The sequence below is a fragment of the Streptosporangium sp. NPDC006013 genome, assembly GCF_040614275.1.
Classification (GTDB): Bacteria; Actinomycetota; Actinomycetes; order Streptosporangiales; family Streptosporangiaceae; genus Streptosporangium.
Genome location: NZ_JBEXUE010000098.1, coordinates 1 through 25,764, shown reverse-complemented (window position 1 = coordinate 25,764; position 25,764 = coordinate 1). Strand labels below are relative to the sequence as shown.

The 25,764-nt window shown below is 67.4% G+C and carries 22 protein-coding genes and 3 pseudogenes; 10 read left to right on the top strand and 15 right to left on the bottom strand.

From position 1 onward, the window contains the following. Positions 1-138: 138 nt before the first annotated feature. Positions 139-1,417 (bottom strand): annotated as a pseudogene (locus ABZ260_RS17490) (IS256 family transposase). A 951-nt stretch (positions 1,418-2,368) separates the two neighbouring features. Between ABZ260_RS17490 and ABZ260_RS17485 the strand changes: the two are divergent. The 6 genes from ABZ260_RS17485 (at position 2,369) to ABZ260_RS17460 (ending at position 9,120) form a co-directional block, all read left to right on the top strand. After that, positions 2,369-3,289, top strand: a complete 921-nt coding sequence (locus ABZ260_RS17485; protein ID WP_355618245.1) for an alpha/beta fold hydrolase — start codon at positions 2,369-2,371, stop codon at positions 3,287-3,289. A gap of 9 nt (positions 3,290-3,298) precedes the next feature. Continuing rightward, positions 3,299-3,904, top strand: coding sequence for a TetR/AcrR family transcriptional regulator (locus ABZ260_RS17480; RefSeq protein WP_184758791.1), 606 nt, complete (start codon positions 3,299-3,301; stop codon positions 3,902-3,904). A gap of 141 nt (positions 3,905-4,045) precedes the next feature. Further along, positions 4,046-4,795, top strand: a complete 750-nt coding sequence (locus ABZ260_RS17475; protein WP_355618241.1) for a TnsA-like heteromeric transposase endonuclease subunit — start codon at positions 4,046-4,048, stop codon at positions 4,793-4,795. Next, the gene (locus ABZ260_RS17470) at positions 4,788-6,992 is read left to right on the top strand and encodes a Mu transposase C-terminal domain-containing protein (protein ID WP_355618230.1); all 2,205 of its coding nucleotides are present in this window, start codon (positions 4,788-4,790) and stop codon (positions 6,990-6,992) included. The genes ABZ260_RS17475 and ABZ260_RS17470 overlap by 8 nt, the downstream gene beginning before the upstream one ends. A gap of 47 nt (positions 6,993-7,039) precedes the next feature. Further along, complete coding sequence (locus ABZ260_RS17465; protein ID WP_355618227.1) at positions 7,040-8,101, top strand: TniB family NTP-binding protein; 1,062 nt, start codon at positions 7,040-7,042, stop codon at positions 8,099-8,101. Further along, a complete protein-coding gene (locus ABZ260_RS17460) occupies positions 8,098-9,120 on the top strand; it encodes a hypothetical protein (RefSeq protein WP_355618224.1) in 1,023 nt (340 codons plus the stop codon). The genes ABZ260_RS17465 and ABZ260_RS17460 overlap by 4 nt, the downstream gene beginning before the upstream one ends. Here the strand turns inward: ABZ260_RS17460 and ABZ260_RS17455 are convergent. Both ABZ260_RS17455 and ABZ260_RS17450 read right to left on the bottom strand, forming a co-directional pair. Then, complete coding sequence (locus ABZ260_RS17455; RefSeq protein WP_355618221.1) at positions 9,057-9,551, bottom strand: hypothetical protein; 495 nt, start codon at positions 9,549-9,551, stop codon at positions 9,057-9,059. The genes ABZ260_RS17460 and ABZ260_RS17455 overlap by 64 nt on opposite strands. A gap of 783 nt (positions 9,552-10,334) precedes the next feature. Beyond that, on the bottom strand, positions 10,335-10,547 hold the full coding sequence (locus tag ABZ260_RS17450; protein ID WP_355618218.1) for a hypothetical protein: 213 nt from the start codon (positions 10,545-10,547) through the stop codon (positions 10,335-10,337). A gap of 119 nt (positions 10,548-10,666) precedes the next feature. On the opposite strand from ABZ260_RS17450, the gene ABZ260_RS17445 reads away from it, so the two are divergent. Beyond that, entirely contained in the window at positions 10,667-11,404 is a 738-nt protein-coding gene (locus ABZ260_RS17445) for a MerR family transcriptional regulator (RefSeq protein WP_355618215.1), read from the top strand. Here the strand turns inward: ABZ260_RS17445 and ABZ260_RS17440 are convergent. Beyond that, positions 11,374-12,117, bottom strand: coding sequence for a type II CAAX endopeptidase family protein (locus ABZ260_RS17440; RefSeq protein WP_355618212.1), 744 nt, complete (start codon positions 12,115-12,117; stop codon positions 11,374-11,376). The genes ABZ260_RS17445 and ABZ260_RS17440 overlap by 31 nt on opposite strands. Positions 12,118-12,233: 116 nt before the next feature. Between ABZ260_RS17440 and ABZ260_RS17435 the strand changes: the two genes are divergently transcribed. Next, entirely contained in the window at positions 12,234-12,374 is a 141-nt protein-coding gene (locus ABZ260_RS17435) for a hypothetical protein (RefSeq protein WP_355618209.1), read from the top strand. Positions 12,375-12,629: 255 nt separating this feature from the next. Here the strand turns inward: ABZ260_RS17435 and ABZ260_RS17430 are convergent, their stop codons facing one another. From ABZ260_RS17430 to ABZ260_RS17385, 10 genes and pseudogenes are all read right to left on the bottom strand, one after another. After that, positions 12,630-12,821, bottom strand: coding sequence for a hypothetical protein (locus ABZ260_RS17430; protein WP_355618206.1), 192 nt, complete (start codon positions 12,819-12,821; stop codon positions 12,630-12,632). Continuing rightward, positions 12,785-13,228, bottom strand: coding sequence for an ABC transporter ATP-binding protein (locus ABZ260_RS17425; protein WP_355618203.1), 444 nt, complete (start codon positions 13,226-13,228; stop codon positions 12,785-12,787). The genes ABZ260_RS17430 and ABZ260_RS17425 overlap by 37 nt, the downstream gene beginning before the upstream one ends. Positions 13,229-13,317: 89 nt before the next feature. Continuing rightward, positions 13,318-13,611, bottom strand: a pseudogene (locus ABZ260_RS17420) (ABC transporter transmembrane domain-containing protein); the annotation flags it as partial. 184 nt (positions 13,612-13,795) lie between these two features. Beyond that, entirely contained in the window at positions 13,796-14,665 is an 870-nt protein-coding gene (locus tag ABZ260_RS17415; RefSeq protein WP_355618200.1) for a recombinase family protein, read from the bottom strand. Positions 14,666-14,914: 249 nt separating this feature from the next. Beyond that, on the bottom strand, positions 14,915-15,556 hold the full coding sequence (locus ABZ260_RS17410) for an NAD(P)H-dependent oxidoreductase (protein WP_355618197.1): 642 nt from the start codon (positions 15,554-15,556) through the stop codon (positions 14,915-14,917). A gap of 57 nt (positions 15,557-15,613) precedes the next feature. Further along, positions 15,614-16,522, bottom strand: coding sequence for a MerR family transcriptional regulator (locus ABZ260_RS17405; protein ID WP_355618194.1), 909 nt, complete (start codon positions 16,520-16,522; stop codon positions 15,614-15,616). A gap of 266 nt (positions 16,523-16,788) precedes the next feature. Next, positions 16,789-18,045 carry a transposase gene (locus ABZ260_RS17400; RefSeq protein WP_355618248.1) on the bottom strand — a complete coding sequence of 419 codons (1,257 nt, stop codon included), beginning with the start codon at positions 18,043-18,045 and terminating at the stop codon, positions 16,789-16,791. After that, positions 18,045-19,871, bottom strand: a pseudogene (locus tag ABZ260_RS17395) (DUF4158 domain-containing protein). The gene ABZ260_RS17400 and the pseudogene ABZ260_RS17395 overlap by 1 nt, the downstream one beginning before the upstream one ends. Positions 19,872-20,369: 498 nt before the next feature. Then, a complete protein-coding gene (locus tag ABZ260_RS17390; RefSeq protein ID WP_355618191.1) occupies positions 20,370-21,641 on the bottom strand; it encodes a YibE/F family protein in 1,272 nt (423 codons plus the stop codon). Between the two features lie 643 nt (positions 21,642-22,284). After that, the gene (locus ABZ260_RS17385; protein WP_355618188.1) at positions 22,285-22,548 is read right to left on the bottom strand and encodes a hypothetical protein; all 264 of its coding nucleotides are present in this window, start codon (positions 22,546-22,548) and stop codon (positions 22,285-22,287) included. Between the two features lie 275 nt (positions 22,549-22,823). Between ABZ260_RS17385 and ABZ260_RS17380 the strand changes: the two genes are divergently transcribed. Both ABZ260_RS17380 and ABZ260_RS17375 read left to right on the top strand, forming a co-directional pair. After that, positions 22,824-23,573 carry a hypothetical protein gene (locus tag ABZ260_RS17380; protein ID WP_355618185.1) on the top strand — a complete coding sequence of 250 codons (750 nt, stop codon included), beginning with the start codon at positions 22,824-22,826 and terminating at the stop codon, positions 23,571-23,573. A gap of 112 nt (positions 23,574-23,685) precedes the next feature. After that, entirely contained in the window at positions 23,686-24,303 is a 618-nt protein-coding gene (locus ABZ260_RS17375; protein ID WP_355618182.1) for a DUF6461 domain-containing protein, read from the top strand. Between the two features lie 49 nt (positions 24,304-24,352). On the opposite strand, the gene ABZ260_RS17370 is transcribed toward ABZ260_RS17375, so the two are convergent. Next, positions 24,353-25,576 (bottom strand): IS110 family transposase, encoded by a 1,224-nt coding sequence (locus tag ABZ260_RS17370; RefSeq protein ID WP_355618179.1) that lies wholly within the window; start codon positions 25,574-25,576, stop codon positions 24,353-24,355. Between the last annotated feature and the right edge of the window lie 188 nt (positions 25,577-25,764).

Genomic DNA, 25,764 nt, shown 5'->3' with positions numbered 1-25,764 from the left:
CTTGAGTCCTGCGCAAAGATCGTGCCCCCGCTGGTCGGCCGGGAGAGTTGATCGCTGCTGGGATGTCGTACCCATCCGCCAGGGTGTGAGCACTGAGGATGTCCCGCAGTTCGTGGAACTTGAAGAGCGATCCCGCGGTCAGGCGACATTCTCGTTGTAGCAGTTTGAAGTGGCGTTCTGGGGCGTGACGTGCCGTTCGAGCGCGACTCTGAACTTGGGCAGGTGCAGGAAGCCGTTCACACGGCGAAACTGCTTGGAGGCCTCGGCCATGCCAGCCGCGCACCAGCGCAGGGCCATCTGCCCGTTCTTCCAGTTCTTGACGTTGACGGCATGGTCGCGGCAGATGGAGATCATCGACTCGATCGGGTTGGTCGAGCGCAGCGTACGCGCCAACGTCGGCGGCACCTGCAGCCGCAAGACGGTCAGCGTCCGTCCATGCCTTCCCGCAGTGAGGCCGCCGCGCCGGGATACTTCATGTCCAACTCGGCGGCTAGGAGCGTGTCAGCGTGGTAAGCCTCACGCATCCGCTTCTCCGCCACCGCGCGCAGCTTCTCAGGAGGCTTGTCTCGGACGTTTCTGATTTTGTGCAGCCGGCAGCGCTGGATCACAGGATGGTCGAACACATCCAGCACCGCGCGGCGCAGTGCTTTGGAGCCGTCCAGGACGACCAGGATCGGGCGAGTGACGTCCAAGCCGCGCTCACGCAGGCCGACGATGAGCTCACGAGCCAGCGTGGCGTTCTCGGTGGAGCCCTCCACCAGCGCCGGCGGGTACTTGTCCCGTCAATGCCGATCCCGAGCGCCACGATGCAGGTGTGCTCACCGAAGTGCACACCGTCCAGCATCAGGGCTGCCAGATCCAGCTCAGATAGGTCGGCGCTCATCATCTCGGCCAGGGCACGCTCGGTGGCGGCGACGAACCGCCGCGAGATCGCCGACTTGGAGGTGCCGGTGGACGCCTGCTCCACACTGGTTCCGACCGGTTCCAGGCCGAGCCGGTAGCGGCGAGTCGACAGTTTGCCGAGCATCTTGCCCAGTGCCATCTCGTCCAGGATCTCGGTGGAGGAGAACAGTTCATAGGTCGGGATCGCGATCTCGCCGGTGCCATCGGCGGCGCGTACCCGTGGGCGGCGGATCGGCAGTCTGCGCCCGCCCAGCACCACCGATCCGGCGTCGTGGCCGTGCCATACCGCGCTGCGGTCAGGGTTGTGCTTGCCGCGCGGGCCGCACAGGGTGCTTACGTCTTCTTCCAAAAGCGCGAACATCACCGCCAGTCCGGACTGCACGGCCAGTGCGAGCAGGCCATCCTTCATCGAGGCGGCGATGTGCTCCATGGCCATGTTCACGGTGTGTGGGACGGCCACGTCTTCGGCGGCTTGCCGGGCATGCCGGCGCTTGGTCTGGCAGGTCTTACTCACGGTCCCCGTCTCCTTGCTCGGAGTGATTTGGCGATTGCCCGAGACCTACCAACAGGTAAGCCCTGAGGCGGGGACCACCACTTCAAGTTCTACGAGCTACGGGACAACCTCGCACCGGGTCGCGCTTCTGGCCGCGGTGGCCGCCTGGCTGACGGTGCGCCGCCGCGCCGCCCGCCGCCGGATGGCGCGCACGCCGCTCACATCGCCGGCGGCACCAGACCGACCCTGACGTGCGGCTAGGGCCTGTACGGACTTCGGATCTTCAAACGGGTTGAAGGCTTCGGATTCACAAGATGGCCCCGCGTAGATGAAGGTCGGCCAGTACCAGGCCGTGCGGCAGGCTCAGGACGAGCGAAACGAGGCCCGTGCCGCGGCCGCGATCACCGAGGCCCGGCTACATGAGGCGCAGGAGGCCCAGCGGCGCATCGACCATGCAGTCCAGCGGAGCCGTCCACCGGCTGCTCACCGACCGCGAACAGCCATCGACAGGCGGCGGCTGAACCTCGCCGACGCCGAAAGAGCGCGGCCTGGAACTGCTTCGGCGACAGCGGGTGGTCACCGGTGCCGATGACGTCAGGACCACTCGGGGCCGTCGAAGGGGTACTCGCCCGGCCGCCACACCGCGAATGTCAGGTCGCCGTTGATCTGGCCGATTCCGCGGCGATGTGGCCAAGTAGGTGGCCAGTTCGGGGAGATGTGGCCAGGATGATGATCGGGTGAGCGGCGTGTTCACTGGATGTGGTCGAACGGTTTCGAGGCGACGTACGTCGGCGTGGATGGCGTTGAGCGCCGGGTCATGAACAGCGGCCAGATCAATCCGGAACTGACAGTTTGAGCCGGATGGCTCCTTCGCGGTCGATCCGGTCGAGCGATTGGCCCGCACTCCACCGCGGCGGTCGGCCCCGCGCATTGTTAGGATACGACTGTATCCATTCGGGAGATGAGGTCACCATGCGCATGCCTGACCGGCCGTCCGCCTTCACCAGCGACTCCGCCCGTGACAAGTACCACGCCGTCTATGACCGAGTGCTCGGCGAGCTGTGGCCGGTGCCGGTGGACGCCCTCGACGTCGAGACCCGCGCAGGCAGCGTGCGGATCCACCGGGCCGGGCCCGCCGAGGGGGATCCCGTGGTGCTCCTGGCCGGTGCCGGCGGGAACGCGCTGGCCTGGTACCGCTACATCGAGCCGCTGGCGCGCACGCGCCCGGTTTTCGCCGTCGACCCGCTCGGCGAGCCCGGCCGCTCGGTTCAGAGGCGGCCGCTCGCGACCGGTGCCGAGGTCGGCGGCTGGGTCACCGACGTACTGGCCGCGGTCGGAGCCGAGCGCGCGCACGTGGCGGGTTTCTCCGCCGGCGGCTGGGCCGCGGTGGAACAGCAACTCGGCGGGGGCGGCCGGGTCGCGGCGCTGACGCTGGTGGACCCGGGCGGCTTCGCGCCGTTGCCCAGGCGGTTCATCCGCTGGGCCCTCGCCGGCGCCATCGCCTCCATGCTTCCCCGTACGTTGCGACACCGCATGGCCAACGTAGTGGACAACGGGGTGCTGCGCGAGGATGGGCTGGTGGAGCTGATGCGGGCCGGCTGGTCCTTCCGCCGACGTGTGCCCATCCCGCCCGCCTACACCGACGAGCAGATACGCGAGGTGTCCGTGCCCGTGCAGGTGCTGCTGGGCGCCCGCAGCGCACTGCTCGACGCGCAGGCGCTGGCCGCGCGGCTGGCCGACATCGCGCCGTCCTGGCGCGTGGAGATCGTGCCCGGCACCGGACATTCGCTGCCCGTCGAAGCTCCGGACTTGGTCGCCGAGCGGATCCTCACCTTTCCCAGCCAGGCGCGGCCCGGGAGCACACCTCCGAAGCACGGCACGAACAACAGGTAGGAAACGGGCATGCCCCGACAGGTGGATCATGATGAGCGGCGGCGCCAGTTGACCGAGGCGCTGCTGCGCATCGCCAGCACCCGCGGCCTGCAGGCGGTGTCGATGCGTGAGATCGCCGCCGAGGCCGGGGTCTCACTGCGCGTCGTCCAGTACTACTTCACGAACAAGCAGGCCCTGCTTGAGTCCGGCCTCACCGAGCTGGGTGCCCGCATGGACCGCCGGGTCAAGCAGCGGGCCGCCGCCATGGGCGAGCTGACACCACGAGGCGTTTTCGCCGCCGTCCTCGGCACGATCCTGCCCTTCGATGAGCAGAGCACACTGGACTCTATGGCCTGGACCGCCTACTACACCGCCGCCCTTACCGACCCGGCGCTCGCCGCGGTCGGGCTCACCCTGCCCAACGCACTGGAAAACTTCCTCACCGTACGGTTGACCGCCGCACAGCAGGCCGGGGACATCGCCCCCGATCGTGACCCGCGTACCGAAGTCGCCGGCCTTCTGGCTCTCGCCAACGGCCTGACCTCCAGCGTCCTCAGTCAACAGCGTAGCCACGAGGCCGCCACCAAAATCATCGACTACCACCTGGACCGCCTGTTCGGACCGGCGATCTCTTGATCCACGGCACCTCTGATCAGGGAAAATTCTGCTCGTTTGGGGCTGGCGGCACGTTTGTCAGGTCATCGTTGATGTGGCCGATTCCGAGGAGATCCGGCCAAGTAGGTGGCCAGTCCTCGGAGATGTGGCCACGATGACTAAGTGAGTGCGGATTCGCTGGATGTGGCCAGCAGGTTCGATGTGGCCTATGTGGATGCGGACGGCGTCGAACGGTCGGTGAAGCTGGAGGAGCTGAGCCGGGTGAAGCTGGAGGCGGCTCGTCCAGTCCGGTCGTTTCCGTCATACGCGGGGCAGCGGAACTATCCGGGCTGGTACTGGTCGGCAACGATGGGCCGCCTGGTTGGGTTCGAGTCGTGGGTTGAGCGGGACCACCTGATCGCGATCGACTTCGATCCTGTGGTGACAGCGGTTGCGTCACAGCCGTTTTGGCTGCGATGGAGCGTCGATGGCCGACTACGCAGACATGCTCCTGATTTCTTCGTCCGGGTGGCCGGGGGCGGGGTGCTGGTGCTGGACTCACGGCCGCTGGACCGGATCGGTGAGAGTGACCGGGAGGCGTTCCAGGCCACGCAGCAGGCGTGTGACCTGCTGGGATGGCGGTATGCGGTGTGGGGCACGATGAATGGGGTGGTGGTGGCCAACCAGCGGTGGTTGGCGGGTTACCGGCATCCGCGGTGCATGGATGAGGCGGTCGCGGCCCAGTTGCGTGAGGTGTTCGCCCAACCGCTTGCCCTGATGGACGGGGCCGAGCTGGTCGGGGATCCGATCGCGACGCTGCCGGTGCTGTTTCACCTGATGTGGCGGCACGAGCTGGAGGCGGATCTGTCTTTGGTGCTCAGCGACCGCAGCATCGTGAAGGCGGCCATGGGGGCAGGGGGCCGTCGTGGTTGACCGGCCGGTGCTGCGCATCGGCGACCGGGTGCGGTTCGAGGGCGCCGAGCACCAGGTGGTGGCATTGTCCGGCAACGCGGTGCGGTTGTTGTCGACGGCGAACGAGGCCAGCGTGGTGCTGGCGCCGTATCTGCAGGCTGCGCCGGACTTCGCCGTCTTGGGCGGGGGAGATCAGGGCGACGGGCGCGTGGCGCGGGTGCCGCCGCTGGGGTTGTTGGCCACCTTGCCAGAACAGGTGCTGACGGCTGCCCGGGAATGGGAGCGGCATCTGGTGGAGGTGGAGACCGGGCTCCCGCTGGGCGCACCCGAGGGAACACAGCCTCGTCCGGAGTACGACCCGGTGCTGCATTCTCTGGTCGAGCGGGAGCGCGCCAAGGCAGAGGAGTTGTGCAGGGCGGGGACGAAGGCGAGTGTCCGGACGGTCCGGCGGATGCGTGCTCGCTACCGTGATCAGGGGTTATGGGGGCTGGTCGACACCCGATACGCACGGCGGGCCAAGCCGACCGGGAACGTGGATGCCCGTGTGGTCGAGGCCGCGGCCCGGGTGATCGACGCGCAGACCAGCACGTCGACGGGCACCAAGGGCAGGGTGATCAGCCAGATCAAGCAGGGTCTGGAAGAGGAGTATGGGCCCGGGACAGTGCCATTGCCGGGGAAGACGACCTTTTACAAGCTGGTGGATGTGCTGGCGGCGGGGAAGCACACTTTCGGGTCGGCGACCACCCGCCGCCAGATGGCCAACCGCCCTGAGGGCGCGTTTACCGCGACCACCGCGTCCCGGCCCGGCGAGCAGGTCCAGATGGATGGCACTTTGCTGGATGTGATGGCGGTGATGGACGATGGGGTGATCGGCCGTCCCGAGCTGGTCGCCGCGGTTGATGTCGCCACCCGGACCATCTGCGCTGCGGTGTTACGCCCGGTCGGTGCGAAGGCGGTGGACGCGGCGTTGCTCCTGGCGCGGATGATGACGCCGGAGCCGATGCGGCCCGGCTGGGATGAAGCGCTGGCGATGAAGGCCTCCAGGATCCCGCATCAGCGGCTGGTGAGCATCGACACGCGGCTGGAGTTGGCGGCGGCCAAGCCGGTCATAGCGGCTGACACCGTGGTGATTGACCACGGCAGGGTGTTCGTGTCGGAGGTGTTCCTACGTGCCTGCGACACCCTCGGCATCTCGGTGCAGCCCGCCCATCAGCAGACCGGCACCGACAAGGCGATCATGGAGCGGACGTTCGAGTCGATCAACACCCTGTTCTGCCAGCACGTGGCCGGCTACACCGGCCGGGATGTCACCCACCGCGGCGCCGATGTCGATGAGCGAGCGGTGTGGTCACTACCTGACCTGCAGGAACAACTGGACGAGTGGGTTGTTGCCGGGTGGCAGTCGCGACCGCATGAAGGCTTGCGCCACCCATTCACCCCTGACCAGCCCGCCTCCCCCAACGACGCATACGCTGCCCTGGTCACGGCTGCGGGCTACATCCCGATCGCGTTGTCGGGTGAGGACTACATCGAGTTGCTGCCGGCGGAGTGGCGGGCGATTGGGGATGGCGGAGTGCAGATCAACTACCGCACCTATACCTGCCCCGAGCTGCGCGCCTACAGCCACTACCCGTCGCCGATCACGGCCAAGGGCGGTCGGTGGGAGGTTCATTACGACCCTTACGACGTCACCCGGGTCTGGATTCGCAACCACTACCGGGGCGGGTGGATCATGGCGCCGTGGCGTCACGCGTCCCTGGTGGCGCAGCCCTTCGCCGACTTCACCTGGAGGCACGCCCGCAAGATCGCCGCGCAGCGCGGGGTAGACGCCACCAACGAGACCGCCGTCGCGGTGGTGCTGGCCGCGTTGCTGCGGCGGGCTGGGCAGGGCCCCGATCCGACTGAGCGGGCCTTGGCTCGCACCCGGGCCGCCGCGGCGGTCCGCAATCACCTGCCGCCTGACCTGCTGCCCACGCTCACGGCCAGCACCATCGCGGCCGATGAGATCACTGAGCAGGCCGATGCGGAATCCGTAACAACCGCAGAGTCATCGGCCGCTGGACACCCTGCCAACCGGAAGGCCCGGCGAGCGCGGGCAGCCCAGATGACCGATCGAGACGCCGACGAAAGCGACGAGGACGAGCCGTTACAGGGCACGGTCGTCGGATTCGGACTCTTCGATCCCTTCGCTGACGACCAGGAGGGCCTGGCCCGGTGAGCAGCGACTACCAGCCACCGGAGAGATCGCCGGTGACGCAGCCGGAGATGGAGATCTTCGACGACCTGGGCCAGCACTCGCTGGCGACCAGGGAGGGCTTCACCGCATTCACCTCCCAGGGCATCATCGAGCCGCCCGAGCTGCTGTCGGCCGCTGACCTGATCGCGTTGACCGACCCTGAGCTGGATATCTACAACGACGTCCGGCAGCGGTTCCACAGTCAACTGCTGCTGGTCGCCACCCCCGACATCATGCGAGTCACAGCGGTCGGACAGAAACTGATCCGCAACAACCGCGGCAAGCAGCTCGGCCGCAAGGGGCTGGCGGTGGTGGGCGCCGCCGGCACCGGCAAGTCGACCTGCATCACCCAGCTCGGCAAGAAGCACCAGATCGACCAGCAGCGTCGTGCTCCCGGCTTGCAGGGCCGGATTCCAGTGGCCTACATCGTCGCCCCGCACGAGGCCACTCCGGTCAAACTGTCGCTGGAGCTGGCGGCCTTCCTCGGCTTGCCGGTGAACCGGTGGGACGGCGAGCCCTACATCACCCGCGCCGTGGTGTCGGTGCTGCGCAAGGTCGGCTGCGGCCTGGTCCTGGTTGATGAGATCCAGCGAGTGGAGCTGGGCACCGCCGACGGCGCCAAGGCCGCCGACTACCTGAAATACCTGTTCGACAGCATCCCGGCCACCTTCGTGTTCGCGGGCACCCCCGACCTGACCCTGTTCGACGGGCCCCGCGGACAGCAGTTCGCCAGCCGATTCAAGACCATCACCACCACCGCGTTCGGCTACGGCCTCAAGGCCCACCGCGAACTCTGGGACAAACTGGTGGTGAGCATGGAAGAACCCCTCCGGTTGCACAAGCATCGCCCCGGGATGCTTTTAGAATACGCCCACTACCTGCACAGCCGCACCGGTGGCATGATCGGCAGCCTGGACCAGCTCATCCATGACGCCGCCAACGACGCCATCGCCGACGGCACCGAGAAGATCACCAAGAAGCATCTGGACGAGGTGCTGTTGGACACCACCGCTGAACAACAGTATTCCCCTGTCCCGCACCCGCGCCCCGCCACCGCTGGCATGGCCGCCCGGCGAAGGGGCCGGCCATGAAACTCTGGCAGGCGCCGGCCCGGACGCTCCCGATTACCATCCGTCCGATCGGTGGCGAGACCATCCCCTCCTACGCCCGCCGCCTGGCCGAGGCCAACGACCTGTATTCCACAGTCATCTTGCGCGCGATCGGTGAACACCGTTACGGCACTGGCCGCCACCTGTTCCGTCATGATGCCTGTCTCAACGACCAGGCCGCCGACCGGCTGGCCGTCTTCGCCGGGATGCCCCGCGACCGCCTTCGCCGTGCCCTTCCCGCTCTCAGTCAGGGTCTGCCCGCTTACCAAAAGCCTCTGCCGATGGACCGTCCGGCCGTCTACACCTATACCCCGATCCCCAACCCTCGGCCCGCCTGCCACCACTGCCAGATCCGCAACGCCGTCAACCCAAACCCGCCCACCGTGCTGGTTCGCACCACCGATCCACGATCACCGCTGATTTGCTACCGTCACCGTCGCTGGCTGGGCAACTTGGCCGACACCACCCAGTACGACCTGCGCCATGCCGACGAAATCATCACGGCAGAACGACGCTACCAGCGGCTCCTCGCCGGTCGTCGTGACACAGGGTGGGTCAGCGACCTCCTGATCACTGCATGGAACATCACCCAAGCCTGGGCCACGCACCCGCCCATCCGACTCCCCACTGTTGTCAAGTGGTGGCGAGCCCGAGCCGTCGCCTTAGGCATTCCCGACGCGCCCCGACAGCCCATCGTGACTTTTCCTGAAGCCGTCACGCTCACCGAGATTCTCACCAACTTGGACTGGAGACAGCACGTCGCTATGGCCGAGGACTACGACCTCGGACGCTTCTACCAGCACATCACTCGCAGCCTGGGAGAAACCCACCCACAAAGTGCACAGGCCACACACCGGATCATTTGGGGACAACGTGATGCGCTCACCTACTGGGTCGCCGCCCATCGTCACCGGTTCCGTGACCTCCGCCTGCGGCATCAAGCCGAGCAACGTCGACAGTGGGTTCCCAAGCCTTTTCCAGAAAAGGGCCACTTCAGATGAACAGCTCGCCCTCCAATCCGTTCAGCGAGAACTGGCCAACAGCAGGTCAGAGGCGTTAACGATGGCCAGATCCATCTGGAACTGACAGCGAACTCCGGGCGGTCGATGAAGCCCATGAGCATTGCGATCTCCGGTCCGTCCGCTATCTCGGAGGGATCCGGTTTGATCACCACCGAGCCGTGTCCGAAGTCGAGGACGAGTCCGGTCTCGGTGCCTTCGGTCACGGCTAGCACGGGGCGTCCGATCAGGTCGCACAGCATGTCCCGGTAGCCCGGCTCTCCCATCGATCCGTTCGTGGAACCCACGCTGACCCGTGGCCAGGTGAACAGCGAGAGCTGGGGCCCGTCGAAGTCCAGCTGGACGTAGTCGCGGACGAAGATCACTGATGACATCTCCTCGCCGATCAGGGCATGCAACAGGGAATCGGTCACGATGAGACCTCCACGGGCCGAGAGAGGGGCAGGTGCACGTCGTATTCTCCTCGGCCGATCAAGCAGAGCCCGCCCGCGGCCCGCGACCTGGCCGCCGTCCTGTGGGCGGTCAGCCTGCACCTCGATCACCGGGCCGGTGAGGAGCTTGACGCCTCTCCCCCGCCTGGCGATGCCTCGGCCGAGAGCCTGTAGTCGCGCCGCTCGCCACGGGGTGCCGTTACCGGTGCTGAGCATCAGCCTGCTGTTCAGCGCTTGGCCGCCGCCTGCGGCCTGCGGGTCGACGCACTCATCACCGACGTCAATGACTACCTCACCCCAACTGGAGCCCGGTGGCTGAGCTCACCGGGCCTCCGGGTACCCGAATCCTGCCCAGATATCCGGATCTCGGACAGTCGGAGCACTGAGTGGCGCTCTCCGGGTCACACAACCCCGAAGGTCTCTTATGTCGGCACTGTGCTGTTCGTCCGCCAGTAGCCCTCTCAGCGTGTCGCTTTTACGCCGACGCGACATATGATCGTGGACTCTTTGTCGGCGATCGCCCAACTTGTCACCTGGACGGCATGGTCCCCATTCATCCCGCCAACGCGCAGGTCGTGATCCGGCCGGCGGCCCGGAACCCTCGCCTCGGACCGGGATTCTGCCAACTTGGCTGAGCGCATCTGGGCTGGCCATGCTTGATCAAGTTGTCAGTGCGCAGCTCACGGCCTCGCCTGATGACATCTTCACCGAACGCCAACACCTCGTGCCGACGCCCCGTGGCAGCACGCCCACCCCGACGATGCCCTATTCCCGGCCCGCGCCCTTCTGGAGCAGGTCGTCGACGACCACGGCCTGGTATGCACGGTGGAAGCCCCCCACACCGAAGTGCATGATCCCCAGGCGAATCGAGTCACGATCGTATCCGGGCACCGTCAGCGCTGAATGCGACGCCGCGATCTGCGCCAGCTTCTTCCCCGCGAACATCAGGGTTCTGCTCGTCTCGTCCTGCTGGGTCATGTGATCGGTCCTTTCGCTCGTGCACGGATCCGCGATGGGCGGAACCGGCGACTTGCCCTGCCCCTGGGGCAGAGATATTGACTGATGTGCGACTGTGGAATCGTTGCGAGGAGAGAGCCATGGCGTGGAGCACGCGAGAGATCGCCGACTTGGCCGGCACCACCCAAAAGGCGGTGCGCTACTACCATGCCATCGGACTGCTGGATGAGCCGGACCGCGGCTTCAACGGATACAAGCAGTACCAGGTTCCCCACCTGCTCCGGCTGATCCAGATCACGACCCTGGCCGAGCTGGGCATGCCGCTGTCGCGGATCGCCGAGGTCGGCGACGGCGGGGCCGACGAACTCATCGACGAGCTCGACGCGGCGATCGCCCGGCTCCAGCGCAACCGCGAGCGCCTGGTGCTGCTGCGCTCGCACGGCGTCAGCTGGCAGGTGCCGGCCGATCTCGCCGAGGTGATCGACGGCGTCGCCGAAGCCGACCGCGGTGTCGTCGCCATCGCGGCGCGCGTGCTCGGCGACGACGCGGTCGCAGGTCTGCACGAAGTGCTGGAACAGCGCGACACCACCGACGAGGAGCTCGACGCACTGCCCGAAGACGCATCCGATGCCGACATCGAGGATCTCGCGCAGCGCTTGCACCGGGCTCTTCTCGGCTCCGGTCCGGCATTCCCCGCCGTGATGCCGGCCGGGCAGGGTGGGCCTGTGCCGGCCCACCTCGCCCAGGACGCGATCGCGGAGGCGTTCCTGGAGCTGTATCGGCCGGTGCAGCTGCGCGTGCTGGTCCGGCTCGCCAAGTTGGTGCAGGCCGGCGAGGAAGCACCCGGTCACGCGGGGAATGCCTCAAGGAAGAGGTAGGTGGAGTTGAACACCACGTGGATGACGATGGCCGGCCAGATCGACCTCGTGTAGCGCAGCATCAGTGAGGCAAAGACGCCCACGATGAAAGCGTTCACCATGACCCCGTTGACACCGTGCGCGACGGCGAATACGGCCGAGCTCAGGATGACGGCGACGGGGGTGCCCCAACGGAAGAGGACGTTGGCGAGCACGCCACGGAAGAGCGCCTCCTCGCCGATGGGTGTCAGGATGCCGCCGAGCAGGATGATGCCGGCGAAGGCGAAGACGCTGGAGCTTCCCGCAGCGCGGTAGTCGGCCTGCACGTCGTCGGAGCCTGGGAAGACCGGCTCCAGCAGAGGGAACGTCACGAGGGTCAGGGCCACGCATCCCGCGGCGATCAGCACTGCCAGCAATAGCCATTTCGGGTGGACCCTGCGGAACCCGAAGGCGCGCACGTCTCGGATCCGTAGCAGAACCGCCACCGCGAAAGCACACAGCGGCGCGAGACCCGAGAGCGCGAACTGCGCGAGACCCGAGACGACGACACCCCCCGGGAGGGTGAACACCACGAGCGACCCCACGGCGTAGAACACCAGCGCGGCAAGAGTGGCGATCCCGAGCTCAGGCCATCCGGGACGGGTCACGCGGATTCTGGCCGATCTGGCCTCGGTGGAAGGTGCTGTTCCGGGGGAATCCTCCGTGCCGGTGCGGGGTGTGCGTTGCTCGCTCATCGAGGCTCCGTCTCGTCGCCCGGACGGGCGATCCGCCTGGGTGACCCGAGTCTCGACTCTGCCCTCGGGGCGAAGTCAAACGGCGACGACTACGAAAGTATGACTTCGACCGGACCATGATCAACAGCTTCCTCGAGTGCGTGCACACCGGCACCCGGCCCCAGTCCGAGGGACAGGTCGGCATCCGCACGACGCAGATCGTGGATGCGGCGCGAGAGTCGGCGCAGACCGGCCGCACCGTCAGGTTTCCTTTGTGAGCGAAGCAGCACCGGGCGACGCCAGGAGCCCCGTCGGCGCCGACCATTCTGGCGGAAGCATCGCCGGCCGCGGGTTGGTACTCCGAGGGCGAGAAATGGGTTACGTCCGAATCCGCACAGCGGCCGAGTGCGCCCTCTCGTCAGGGTCGTGACCCACGGCAGGCGGCTAGAAGCGCGTTGGCCTTCGTGACACGCATCTGAGCCAAACTGCTCATGGCTCAGACGACGAGCTCCGGATCGCCGCTCACCAGCCGTTCAGGTGTCCGCGCCCGTGAACTGCGCGGCATACAGCGCGCGGTACGCGCCTCGCGCGGCAAGCAGCTCCTCATACGTGCCCTGCTTCACGATGTCGCCCGCCTCCATGACGAGGATGAGGTCTGCGTCGCGAATGGTGGAGAGGCGGTGGGCGATCACGAAGCTCGTGCGCTCGGCGTGCAGGGCCGACATGGCCTTCTGCACGAGCTGCTCGGTGCGGGTGTCGACTCCTGCAGCACAATTCCGGTGCGCGAGCGCAGATCGTCGCGGGTCATCCTGGCCGTGTCGACGCCGTCGAGCAGGATGCGGCCGGCGTCGAACTCGTAGAACCGCATGATGAGGTTCACCAGCGTCGTCTTTCCGGCGCCGGTCGGCCCGACAATTGCGATCGTCTGACCGGGCTCCGCCGTGAGCGAGAGTCGGGTGATGAGCGGCTTCTCGGGCAGGTAGCGGAACGAGAGGTTCTCGAACACGAGCCGGCCGCGCGAGGCGGGGCCGGGCGACTCGGCCGGCACGGCGTCCGGGGTCTGTTCCTCGGCGTCGAGCAGGACGAACACGCGCTCGGCCGAGGCGACTCCGGATTGCAGCAGGTTGACCATCGAGCCGAGCTGGGTGAACTGCCGGGAGTACTGGAGGCCACCTGCAGGCCGCCGACGACGGCGATGACGACGTAGACGAGGTTTCCGACGAACATCATGGCTGGCAGGATGACGCCCGAGACGAACTGCGTCCCGAAGCTCGCTCGAAAGAGCTGCTCGTTCTTCGCTCGGAACACCTCGGCCGTCTCACGCTGGCGGCCGAACACCTTGATCAGGGCGTGGCCGGTGAACGCCTCCTCGATCTGCACGTTGAGCTGCCCGGTGTGCTTCCACTGGTCGACGAAGAGCTTCTGTGAGCGTTTCGCGATGACCACCGTGATGAGCACCGTCAGTGGGATAGAGATGAGCGAGACCAGCGCGAGCAGCGGCGAGACCACGAACATCATCACCACGACGCCCACGATCGTCAACGGTCCTGTTCTCGCCCTACATGCAGCTCAGAAGGGTACTTCCTCCCGATGTCTCACCTGAGCCTGCCAAGGAGGGGAGCGACGTGGACATGATGCCCGCGGTAGTCTCTCGCTACGTTCAGCTGTTCCGATGGGGCTGCGGGTGGGGCCTGGCCGGTCAGGTCGCGCTCTGCTGGTCGTGGTCACGGAGCATGCGCATGACGGTTGCCGGCGAGGGGTGCCGGCCCTTCTTCGCGCCGCTGGTGATGACGAGCCGCGCGGCGATGTCGCGCGGGCTGAGGTCTTGGCCGCGCAGGTGGAGGGCCATGGAGAGCATGTGGTCGTCGGTGACGCCGGCGCCGCCGATGGCCTTGCCGCGGGCGCGGGCGGACTCGTGGCCTTCCAAGGTGCGGTCGCGGATGTATTCGCGTTCCATCCCGGGCAGGGCCGCCAGCACGGTGAACACGACGCCGGAGGGGTCGTGTGAGCCTTGCAGTTCCCCGGTGAGGAACTCCAGGCCGACGTCGGCCGCCCGCAGTTCTTCGGCGAGGGTGGCCAGGTCGATGCCCCGGCCGAGCCGCTTGTGCTCGTGGACCACGAGGGTGACCGCGACGCCGGAGGCCCGCAGCTCCCGGGCCAGGGCGACGGCCCGTTCGAGTTCGGGCCGCCTCGTTGCGCGGGTGGAGATCTTCTCGGAGAAGATCCGGGTGACGCCGGCCTTGGTGAGGGAGTCAAGCTGGGTGTCCAGGGACCGGCGCAGGGTGGAGGCGCGGGCGTACCCGATCCGTACGTGCCCGGTCGGCTCGACGCCTGCTGCGGGGCGGGGCAGTTCGGTCCAGGCCGTCCCGGGCTTGCGCACGGCCGGGGTGGGGACGTTCAGCGCTTTGGCCAGCGAGGGCACGAGCCGGAACCGGGCGTGTGGTACTGGATGGCGACCTTGCCCTTGGCGGTGCGGCATGGCGAGCCGGCCGGGGCGGCGCAGGAGGACATCGGGCAGTCGCGGGATTCCACTCGCTGGAAGTCGCCGGGCACCGCCCAACTGTTTCATGGGTACGTTTCATGAATCAAGCTGTTTGCATCGACCTATGAAACATAGAATCCCCTGGACGGAGCAAGGCGCGAGCCGTGTTTCATGTGTCTCCCGTTTATGAAACAACTCTCAAGGTACCCGACTGGAAATTCCGCTACCGGCCGTTTTCGCAGGCCAGCAGCTTCAGAGAACACGGTCCAGGAGGCGACGTACGTGACTGGCCCTTGACCAGGCCGCAGCCCTCGTCGGATCCCGGAGAACGCGTCCTCAGCCGACCAGGACCAGATTGCGCACGTTTTTGACGGCCTCCTCACGGGAGGTGTCGGCAATCGGCTTGAACTGCTCCAGCGCGGGGACAGAATGCGCGAGCGTCATCTCGACATGCACGAACTCGAGGTTGCGGTCCAGGCCGATCTGCTCCAGCAGAGCTCGCAGGTAGGGCATCTGAAAGTCGTAGCGCTCGCGAGGGGTGCCCGGGCCGTACGCGCCACCCCGGGCGGTCACCACGATCGTCCGCTTCCCGGTCAGCAGGCCCTCGCTCATCGGCTCCTGAATCATGTGTTCCTTGACCGTGACCCGGTCGAACCACGTTTTCAGCACCGACGGGATCGAGTAGTTGTACATGGGCACACCGAGCACGATGGTGTCGGCCGCGCGGAGCTCCTTGATCAGCGGCTCGGAGACGGACCAGGCACGGCGCTGGTCCTCGTTCAGCCCCTCCTGGAGCAGCAGGCCGGCGACCACCGAAGCCTCGTCGACGTGGGGGATCGGCGAAGCGCCGAGATCCCGGTACACGTACGTGTGATCGGGGTTGGCCTGGCGCCATTCCTCGGCGAAGATCCCGGTGATCTCCCTGGTCACCGAGCCGTCCTGGCGCATGCTGCAGTCGATGTGGAGCAAGGTCGGCATGGCTGTCCCCTCATGGGTACGGTGAAGGATACGGGGTCGGAAGGTGCGGGGGACGGATCAGCGATGTGCGCGCAGTGCGGCCAGCAGCCATTCGAAGGCCGGGACCGCCGGTGGGGATGGCTGCTGGCCCTTGAGGAGGCTCAGGAGCTGCCAGTACCGCTCCACTCGGGGCTCGGCGACCATGTCCAGCCACGTGATCAGGGCGGCGGTCTCCTCTGCGGGAAGGTCGTCGGGGATGATCCGCTTCAGGATCAGGCTCGCCCCGGCCGACTCCGGCGCGATCCCGCGCGACAGAGCGGCGCCTGCGTGCTCCAGGACCAAGGGCCGGAGGTTGAGGCCGTACTCCAGACGATTGTTCTCCTCGCCGCTGAGAACCATCCGTCGGACCGTCTGCTGGAAGCTCTCCTCGCCCGCCAACCCGGCCAGCTCCACCCACGCGTTGATCTGCTCGGAGGTCGGGTCTTCCGGGAGATCGGACGGGAGGTCACGCATCCATCCCGCGACGAGCGTGGCGTCCTCATCGACGACGTCGGCGAACACGCGGTCGACGAAGTCGTCGATGATCTGCTGGCGTTCCCGTGCCGAGAGTCGGGCTAGCGCGTTGATCAATGCGATCTCCTTGGTAAAGCTGTCACGGTTGGCAAGAATGCGCAGGACGGACCGGCGTATCTTCAGGGTGCGGATCTCAGCGTCGAGCGCTTTTACGTGCAGGTCCGCCACTTCGCTCAGCGTGGTGCGCTTCTCCAGCACCTGCTGGATGGCGTCAAGACCGAGCCCGAGATCGCGAAGTGTCCGGACCAGGTCCAGCCGCGCGACCGCCTCCGCGTCATAGAGCCGGTACCCGCCCCCCGACCTCTGGACCGGGGGGACGACGCCGCTATCAGACCAGAAGCGGATCGTGCGCGCCTGCAGCCCCGTACGCTGGGCCAGCTGCCCGATCGTGTAAAGACCCGTCACGTCGTTCATGGCTCGAATCTGTACCTTCCACCTAGTGGAACCTCAAGCGATTTGTCGGAGATTCTCGCCGTGGAGCAGCCGTTGACGGGGCGCGGACCAAGTACAACATCCGCCGCAGCTACGGCCCGGAGAAGGAAGCGCTCGGCGTGCTGGCCATCGAGATCGAGCTCCTCCAGCCCGCCACCGCGTGACAAAGCCGCAACCCAGCTACGAGCCAGGGCCCCGCGCACCGTGCGGGGCCCTCGTTGCGTCCGGCCTCAGGATCCCTATCGTGGTCAGTCCTGTTCGTTGCCTTCGGCCGTCGCATCGCGCAGCGGCCGCAGGTTCCCCGGCGCCTCCGGCCGGGTGAACGGGTAACTGCCGTGAAAGTTGATGTGCTCCCAGATCAACGGGGACAGCCGGGCCCGGATCTCCGGGCCGATCAACAGGTTCCCGTCCGCCTGCAGGGCTTTCACGGCGGCGTCGGCGTAGAGACTGTTCCAGTAGATGATCGCGTTGAGGCCGAGGCCGAGCGCGCCGAGCTGGTCTTCCATGCCCTTCGCATAGCCCTGGCGGAGCTGGCCGAGGTTGCCGAAGAACACGCGCCGGGCCAGGCCGTTACGGCCCTCGCCGATGTTGAGCTGGGCGCCCATCATCCGCCGGTAGTCCTCCAGGTGGGCGACATGCAGCAGGTGCATCGACTTGAAGATGCGGCCGTAGTGAGCGAACGCCGCCCCCAGACCGGTGAGACGACCGTCGGCCGACAGCATCCGCAGCAGGTCGTAGGCGCGCACCTGGTTCGTCACGAGCGACCCAGCGACGTGCAGCATATCGGCCCAGTGGTGCCGGATGATCCGAATGTTGATCTTGCGCAGGCCCAGATCGTTGAGGTGCCGGTAGCCGTTGTCGGCCTTGGCGACCGGCTGGTCGACCAGGCCGACGTCGACCAGGTCGAGCCGCCACATCTGGGCGTCGCCGATGTCGGCGATCCTGGGGGCGAACTGGTAGCCGCAGATCGCGAACAGGCCGAACACGATGTCGCTGTAGGAGGCGGTGTCGGTGGTGACGATGTCGGGCTGCTCGATGGCGTCGAGGCGGTGCAGGGCATCCAGGATGAACAGAGAGTCCCGCATCGTCCCCGGCACCATCAACCCGCCCAGGCCCATGACCCGGTCGTTGACGACCGCGAGCCAGGTAGAGCCGCGCGAGCGTTTGCCGCGCCCGAAGTAGACCGGGTTCGGCCGGGAATGCAGTGATTTGACCGGGACCACGAACCGCAGCCCGTCGGCGGAGGCGACCAGGCCGCCGCCCCAGTCCTGCACCGCGATCGAGATATCGCTCTGCGCGGTCACCAGTGTCGCCGACGCCGCGGCGACGCCCTCGTGATGGAAGTATCCCTTCTCCACCCCGAGCAGGCGGCTCAACGTGAGCGCCGGCCGGCCGGCCTTTACCACGGGGACGAGCCCGACGTTGCAGGACTGGGCGACCAGCACGCCGGCCTGGCTGATGTCCAGATCGGGGCGCCGCGCCTCCGACCCCGACAGGTGCGGCATCACGTCCAAGAACCCGGTGTGGCCGTTGACCTCCAGCAGCAGCTCCGATAGTCGATGCGCGGCAGCATCGCCTGCACGGCGTCGTGCACCGCCTGGTAGCCGTCCGGCAGCGGCAGCGCCTCCAGCTTCGCCAGGTTCAACCGGCCGCCCTTCACCGTGACGGCCGGGTTGGCCGCGACCTGCTTGTAGGCGGCGTCCAGGTCTTCGGCGAGATCCTGCAGATGCCGGGCCGGGTCCGTCTCCAGGCCGAGCGCAGTCAAGACGCTGTCGCGGTGCATCCGCCACACCGGCTGCGGGATCAGCTTGCCGCGCGGATCGCCCCATCGGTCGGCGCCGATCGCGTACACATCCCGCCGCCGCAACGCCCCATGCAGGGCCTCCAGCAGGCAGGAGGTGTAGGCGGCGCGGTCCAGGGAGCCGTCCGGCAGGTTCGGGTTCTGATACACCAGCCGCCGCCACGACCCGTTCACCAGAGCGTCGTGTTCGCGCATGTGCTCGGCCCCAGCGTGCTTGCCGCGCGCCAGCAAGGTGGGCAGGTCCTTGACCGCCTTCACGATCGGTGTCCCGGCCGGGGTACAGCCCCGCGGGATCGCCTGGGCGAGCGAGTCGATGAACGGCCGGACCGTCTTGAACCGGGCGACCAACTCCACCCGCCACTCCAGATCATCGTCGTCTTCCTCGCCCGGCACCAGCTCGGCGATCAGATCCAGCGCCGCGGTCAGCCGCTCCTTGGAGATCACCTGCTCGATCCGGCCGACCAGATCCGCCGCCCGCGTCGGCCCCTTGTCCGCCTCCAGCGGCGTCTCATACACGACCGCGACCGCCGCGGCCAGGTCAGCGGCGGCCTTGCGGAGCCTAGGCAGCGTCTGCAGCTTCTGCTCCCGGCCCGCCCGGGCGGCGCGCGACAGCAGCCTGGTCGCCATCAGCACGTCGAACAGCAGCAGCGCGTCGTCCACCGACGCGCCCTCCAGATGCCGGACCGTCGCCAGCAGCGTGGCCGAGCGTCGCATCGCCTCCAACTGCTTGATCTTCGGGGCCTTCGCCGACATCCCGTACGCGGCGAGCTCGGCCAGCTTCACCGGCGCCACTCCCATGGTGTCCACCGCGCCGCCGCCCAGCGCCCATACCGCCTCGACCCGCTCCAGCGCCTTGCCCTGCCCGGTCCCGGACACGTCCGTCACCGTGGTGCGCATCCACTCCAGCGTCGAGACCCTCCTGCCGTCGGGGACCTCCAGCGTCTCCAGCAGTTCGCGCCGCAGCTCCACCGGCGTCCGCTCGGCCAGCAAGACGTTGATCGCGTCCAGCTCGTCCTTGCGCACATCCCGCACCAGCCGCTCCAACACGGTGATCCCTGGCAGCACCACCTTGTTGTCGATCAGCCACACCACCGCCCGATCGAACAGCTCCCGCCGAGAGACCCGGAAGTTCCTCACCCGCGACCCCGGGAACCGCAGCAGCTCGATCTGGCCCTCGGCGAACTCCCGGTACTCCAGTAGCTCCCGGATCTCGCCCTGATGGTCCCACTTGGTCTGGGCCCGCTCGGGATACAGCTTGATGCACGACGGGTCCGCCACACCGATCTGCTCGGCCACATAGTCCACCGCCACATGCGGAACATCTCGCGGATCAAGCAGGAACGTGCCGAGCGTCCGCACGGTGCCCTATTGAACCGCCCAGCCCAGCCGATTGTGAGGACCCCGCTTGTCCGCCACCTTGGCCAAGACCGGGGCGTCCAGATAGAAGAACCGCTCCAGATCAGCCGGCGACGGCGCCGCCGGGAACCGGCCATAGCGGCTTACCTGCTCATCAGACAGATACTCGGCCACAAGCCGCGAAGCTAAACGATCAACCGCTAGTTACCAGCAAGTACACCCAACCTGAGATCTAGATCCTTGAGCCATGCTCAGCGCACCCGTGCTGACCTGCGGAAAGTCCTTAGCGCTGTTCCCTGAGGAAATAGTCCCAGCACCCCTAACAACAACACCTTCAACGGCCTGGTCGCCATCGGCTGCACGCCGATCGACCTCTAGTTCGCCCCGCCACCTCGGAGGGCTTTCAGCGGGCCGCGCCCTGCCGATGCCAGGCCGGGGCCGTACCCGCGCCGACCCCGGCCGGCAGTCGGGTGGGATCGAGTTCTTGGCGCCCGCCGGGTGCGCAGCCCCATGCCGCCTTTGGATGCCCCACCCAAGAGAACCTTGCGGAGCCTGCTACCTGTCCAACCAGACGACAGGTGGTGTCTGGTTGGACACGAGTACATGAGGCCGGCGCGCGGGCCATCGTCGGGGCACGACTGATGAGGAGAGCCTGCCCGTGTCGGCCGTTGTTCAGTCAGTCACCCCGGAGTCGATCAGGAGGTTCCTCGGCCGTCGGTGGCGTGCTGTGGGGGGTGGTTGGTGGTCGGATGTGGTGCGCCGGGTGCCGGCCAGGGCGGCCAGGGCGGTGGTGATGGGAACCGCGGCGATGAGTCCGATGGTGCCCACCACGCTGCGGACGATCTCCTGGGCGATGACCGGGTTGGTCAATACCTCGCCGATGGGTTGGTCGCCGACGCTGATGAGCAGCAGTAGCGGCAGGGAGGCGCCCGCGTAGGCGAGGATGATGGTGTTGATCACTGAGGCGATGTGGGCGCGGCCGACTCGGGCGGCGGCCCGATACAGCTGGGCGAAGGTATAGCCAGGGTTGGCGTGGGCCAGTTCGGTGACGGTGACCGCCTGGGTGACGGTGACGTCGTCGAGCACGCCCAGGGAGCCGATGATGATGCTGGCCAGCAGCAGGCCCTGAGTGTTGATCCGATAGTTCATGTCCAGGTAGAAGGAGCTTTCATCAGTGATGCCGTTAAGGTCGGCCAAGCCGATGGCGGCCACCGACAGCGCGCCGGTGAGGCTGAGGCTGACCAAGGTGCCGACCACAGCCATCGAGGTGGGGATGGTGAAGCCGTGGGTCAGATACAGCACGGTGAGCATGATGGCCGCCGAGCCGACGATGGCGACCAGTAGCGGTGGCTGTCCGGCGAGGATGGCCGGGATGACGAACATCAGCAGCAGCACGAAGGTGATGGCCAGCCCGATGAGCGCGGTCACACCGCGCCAGCGGCCGAAGGCGATCACGGCCAGAGCGAAGGCGGCGCCGAGCAGTCCTAGGGGTGAGGACCGGTCGTGGTCGGAGATCTGGTAAGGCGGCACATCAAGGATGCCTTTCGGCGTGTAGATCAGCACCACGTCGTCGCCCGCGGTGAAGACCTGCGCGCCGGGGCCGCTGGGCAGCTGGGTGGCGATACGTCGGCCGGCCTGCGGCCCGCTGGTCAGGTCGACTTTGGCTTCGCCGCAGGTGGCGGGGTCAGCCGGTGGCTGTTGGCCGCGGGGTTGGCCGTCTGCGGGCGGCTCCTCGATGCAGGGGGTGAGGGTGATGGAGGTGATCGTTCCCGTCATCTGCTGCAGGCTGGCCGATGGCTGGCCGGTGGAGGTGCGCTCAGTGGGCCACAGCCAGATCAGGGCGGTCAGCGTGGCCAGCGACAGGGGAACGATGACGGCCAGCGTTGCCCACACCGTGCCGCGGGAGCTGGGAGCGGCCGGGCCGTGTGAATGGTTGGTGCCCATGGTCGAGAAGGGCCTCCTTAGCGGTGGGGAAAGGGGAAAGTACCGCACCACGAAGGTGACCGTGTTGCCCTACGCCGGCGTGATGGAGGCCGCCGGGTCCCCGGTTCATGAGAACCACCCAGGTTTTTGAAGGCTCTGCGGCGTCCGCGCGGCCCCTCCGGGCAACCTTCAGAAAAGGAAGGTTTGTTGAAGCTAGTCGGACTTCTGGTTCACCCGCGCCCACGACTGAGGCCCCCGCCCGCGTCTGGCTGGCCGCGGTGCGGGGGCCGTTCCATGCCCCCGCTGTGATCGAGCACGGAGAACCGAGATGGGCCAGCGGCAACGCAACTGTGTGGACTGCGGCGGTCCGGTCGGCATCATCGGCCGCCAGCACTGCGGTCGTTGCTTGGGCCGACTCAAGGACGCGGCCGCCAAGGCGTCCTGCCCGGCCTGCGGCAAGCAGCGGGTGCTGCAGGCCGACACCGGCCGATGCATCACGTGTTCGCGCGTCTGCGTCGAGTGCGGGCATCCGGTCCGCTCACCGGATGCGACGCTGTGCCGCGACTGCGCCCGCAAGGCGCGTCAGCGGGCGGCTCAGCAGCCGTGTCCGCGCTGCGGCCGCCCGGGCTATCTGCGCGAAGCCACTGGCTGGTGCGGGACCTGCTCACGTCCCCGCCAGGTGAAGGACCCGCCGCGTGTCTGTGACGCATGCGGTCAGCTTCGCCCGCATGCCGGCCACGGCCTGTGCTCGGCCTGCTGGCAACGCCGCCCCGAACGACCCTTCGTCACCGGCGAGAACCTCATCACCCGACTGGCCGATCCACCGCCCTGGCTTGGCGACCTCATCGCCCACCTGGCCGCCGGTCACTCTCCGACCCGGGCCTGCAGCCTGATCGGCCAGCTGGGACGGCTGCTGGACGATGACCATCCCCACCACCCTCAAGCCCTGCTGGAGCGGGCCCGCCTGCCCGGCCGTTCGATGGGGTCGCTGGCGCGCGGGCTGGAAGTCTTCTTCGTCGAACGCGGGCTGGCGTTGGCCACCAACCACGCGGAACGGCTGGCCGCCGGATCGACGCCGTCCCCGGACGGCTGCGGCCCGCGGCGGAGGCGTTCAACACCTTCCTGCTGCGCTCACGCGAGCGCGCCCGCCGGGCCGGGACGCTGCCCCGCGCCGACGTCACCCTCGACATCAAGCTGTCCACCGTGCGCGATCTGGCCCAGCACGTGGACGCGCGCGGCAAGCAGGACTGGGCCCTGGTCGACGTGCACGACATCGAGACGTTCCTGGCCGCTCAGCCCAAGAACCGGCCGCGGCGGCTGCAGATCGCCCGGCAGTTCTTCCGCTTCGCCAAGAGCCACAAGATAATCCTGGTCGACCCCACCAGCGGACTGTCGGCGAAGGCGCCCAAGGGCTTCATCGGCCAGACTCTCACCCTCGACCAGCAGCGACGCCTCTTCCAGCGGTGGACCATCGACCCGGCCGTCCATCCACACGAGGCTCTGCTGGGCATCCTCGCCCTGCTCCATGGCGCCTCCAGCAGCGAGGTCCGCCATCTGCGCCTGGGAGACATCGATCCTGTCGCCCGCACCATCCGCCTCGGCCAACGCCCTCACCCCGTGCCTCTGGACCCGGTCAGTTGGACCACCGTGCAGCGATGCGGGGCCCACCGCGAGACCCAGCGCACCAGCAACCCGCATCTGGTAGTCACCAAGGGCACCAAAGCGGGCCGGAACCCGGCCTCCGTCGCCTATGTCAGCCACATCTTGGATCCGGCCGGCATTTCACCGCGGGTGCTTCGCTCCACCCGCCTGATTGACCTGGTCAACACCATGGACGCCAAACTTGTGGCCGCGGCCTTCGGGATGCATCCCGAAGGTGTCACGATCTATCTCGCTGATCATGTCGACCCCGACCGCCTGTCCGCACCAAGCTCGGCTGACCGGCCGGGGTGAGGCGTGTCCTTGCTGCGGCGAGCCCAGATGATCACGTGTAATCTCCCCGGACACGGTCCGGACATGCAGTACGGGGCGTCCTGCGGGATACCCCTTTCTCCGAGAGGCGGCCATGCAGTCACCGACCTACCTGCACGACCTTCTGGTCTCGACCATCTTCACTGAGGGGCTGGATGCCGAGATGGACCTGTGGGCGCTGGGCTTCAGCGCCATGTGGATCAAGGGCGCGGACCTCGATGCCCTCGCCCGAACCTTCCACCTGGACCTCGCCACCCGGACCCCGTGCTACCTGAGCGAGATCCTTGACCACGCCATCGACGACGAATCCCGCTGGGTGGCCGAGGTCAACGGCTGGATCGGCATCGTGCCGGCGCACGGCCACGGCGAGTTCCTGCGCTCCGTCACCGAAGGCGGCCGCCAGGCCCTCGGCCTCCTCATGAACATCAACTACAACGCCTACTTCGATTACGCCCGCGACGGCCGCACGGTCGTCTCCTTCGACCCACTCTCGCCCGAGAACTGGATGCGGTCCGGCGACGACCCGCACGCGCTCGATCACCTGATGGACGGACTGCGCTTCCAGATCAGCGATGACGACGTCCTCGACAATCCCGTGGAGGATCCAGAGAACATCAGCTCGGCCTTGGCGCTGATCGGGCGCATCACGGAAACCGATATCGCCACCGACTGGTTCCTGGCACAGCACTCACGCATCAGACCCACCTCCTGATGGCTCGCGCCCCGGACAGGTGTCCACCAAACCGGGTCAACTCCAGGTGTCAAGCGGCAAGGGGTTTGGTGTGGTGTGACCAGGCGGTTGCTTCGTCGTAGAGAGTGTTGGTCTTCAGGCATCCGTGCAGGATGCCGACGAGGCGGTTGGCCACCTGGCGCAAGGCGGCGTGATGGCAGACGTCGCGGGCGCGGAGCCGGTCGTAGTAGGCGCGAGCGCCCGGCGAGGCCTGCAGGGCGGTGAAGGCTTGAGAATCGAGAGCGTCGATGAGCCGGTCGTTGTGCACGTAGCGGGCGAGCACGACCTTCTTCTTGCCGGAGGCCCGGGTGATCGGGCTGGTGCCGGCGTAGTTCTTGCGTGCTTTGGCGCTGACGTAGCGGCCTTCGGCGTCGCCGAACTCTGCGAGCACCCGGGCGCCCAGGACCGGTCCCAGCCCAGGCTGCGATAAGACGATCTCAGCGGCCGGGTGCCGGCCAAAATGGTCCTCCACCTGCCCTTGCAGAGCCTTGATCTGCTCGCCCAGCACGGTGAGGACCGCAACCGCCGAACCCACCGTGGCGGCGTAGGCAGCGGTCACGGCCGCGGGCCGGCCCAGGTGCGCGGTGCGCAGCGCGGCCTGGATCGCGGCGGCCTTGTCGGCAACACCCCGGCGGCGAGCGCGTTTGAGCGCCGCGCTGATCTGGCTGATGGTCAGCTTGGCCGCCGACGCGGGATCAGGGGCCTTGGCCAGCAACTCCAACGCGTCGGCCGCGGCCAGGTCCTCGAACGCCTGAAGGGCCGCGGGGAAGTAGTCGCGCAGCGCGTGCCACAACCGCTGAGCATGGCGGGTCCGTTCCCAGATCAATGTTTTATGCGCCCGGGTCACCACCTTGATCGCCTCGGCTTCGGCGCTGTCGCCGGCGACCGGGCGCAGCTGGTGGGAGTCAGTGCGGACCATGTCGGCCAGCATGTGCGCATCGGCCGCGTCGCTCTTGGCGCCCGAGACGCTCAGCCGTTCCCGGTACCGTGCCGCCTGCAGCGGGTTGACCGCCGGCACCGTGTACCCGGCGGCGACCAGCGCCTGCACCCACAGGCCACGGTCGGTCTCGATCCCGATCACCACCTCCGCCTCTTCGGCCGCTTCATCGAGCTGCTCGGCGATCATCGCGTGCAGCTTGGTCATCCCCGCCACTCCCTCGGGCAAGCGGGCCTTGGCCAACCTGCGCCCCGAGGTATCCATCAGCTCGACGTCATGATGCTGCTCGGCCCAGTCATCTCCCACGAACAGGCGCAACGCTTCCTCCCCGTTTTCGACACCGATCGATACTCAACAGCCTGCGGGAGAACCATCAGCGAACTAATCAAGCAGTGCTCACACCCCTACGGGTGGGCACGACATCCCAGCGGCGATCAACTCTCCCGGCCGACCAGCGGGGGCACGATCTTTGCGCAGGACTCAAGGTCCAGTAGCTATGAGTGCTC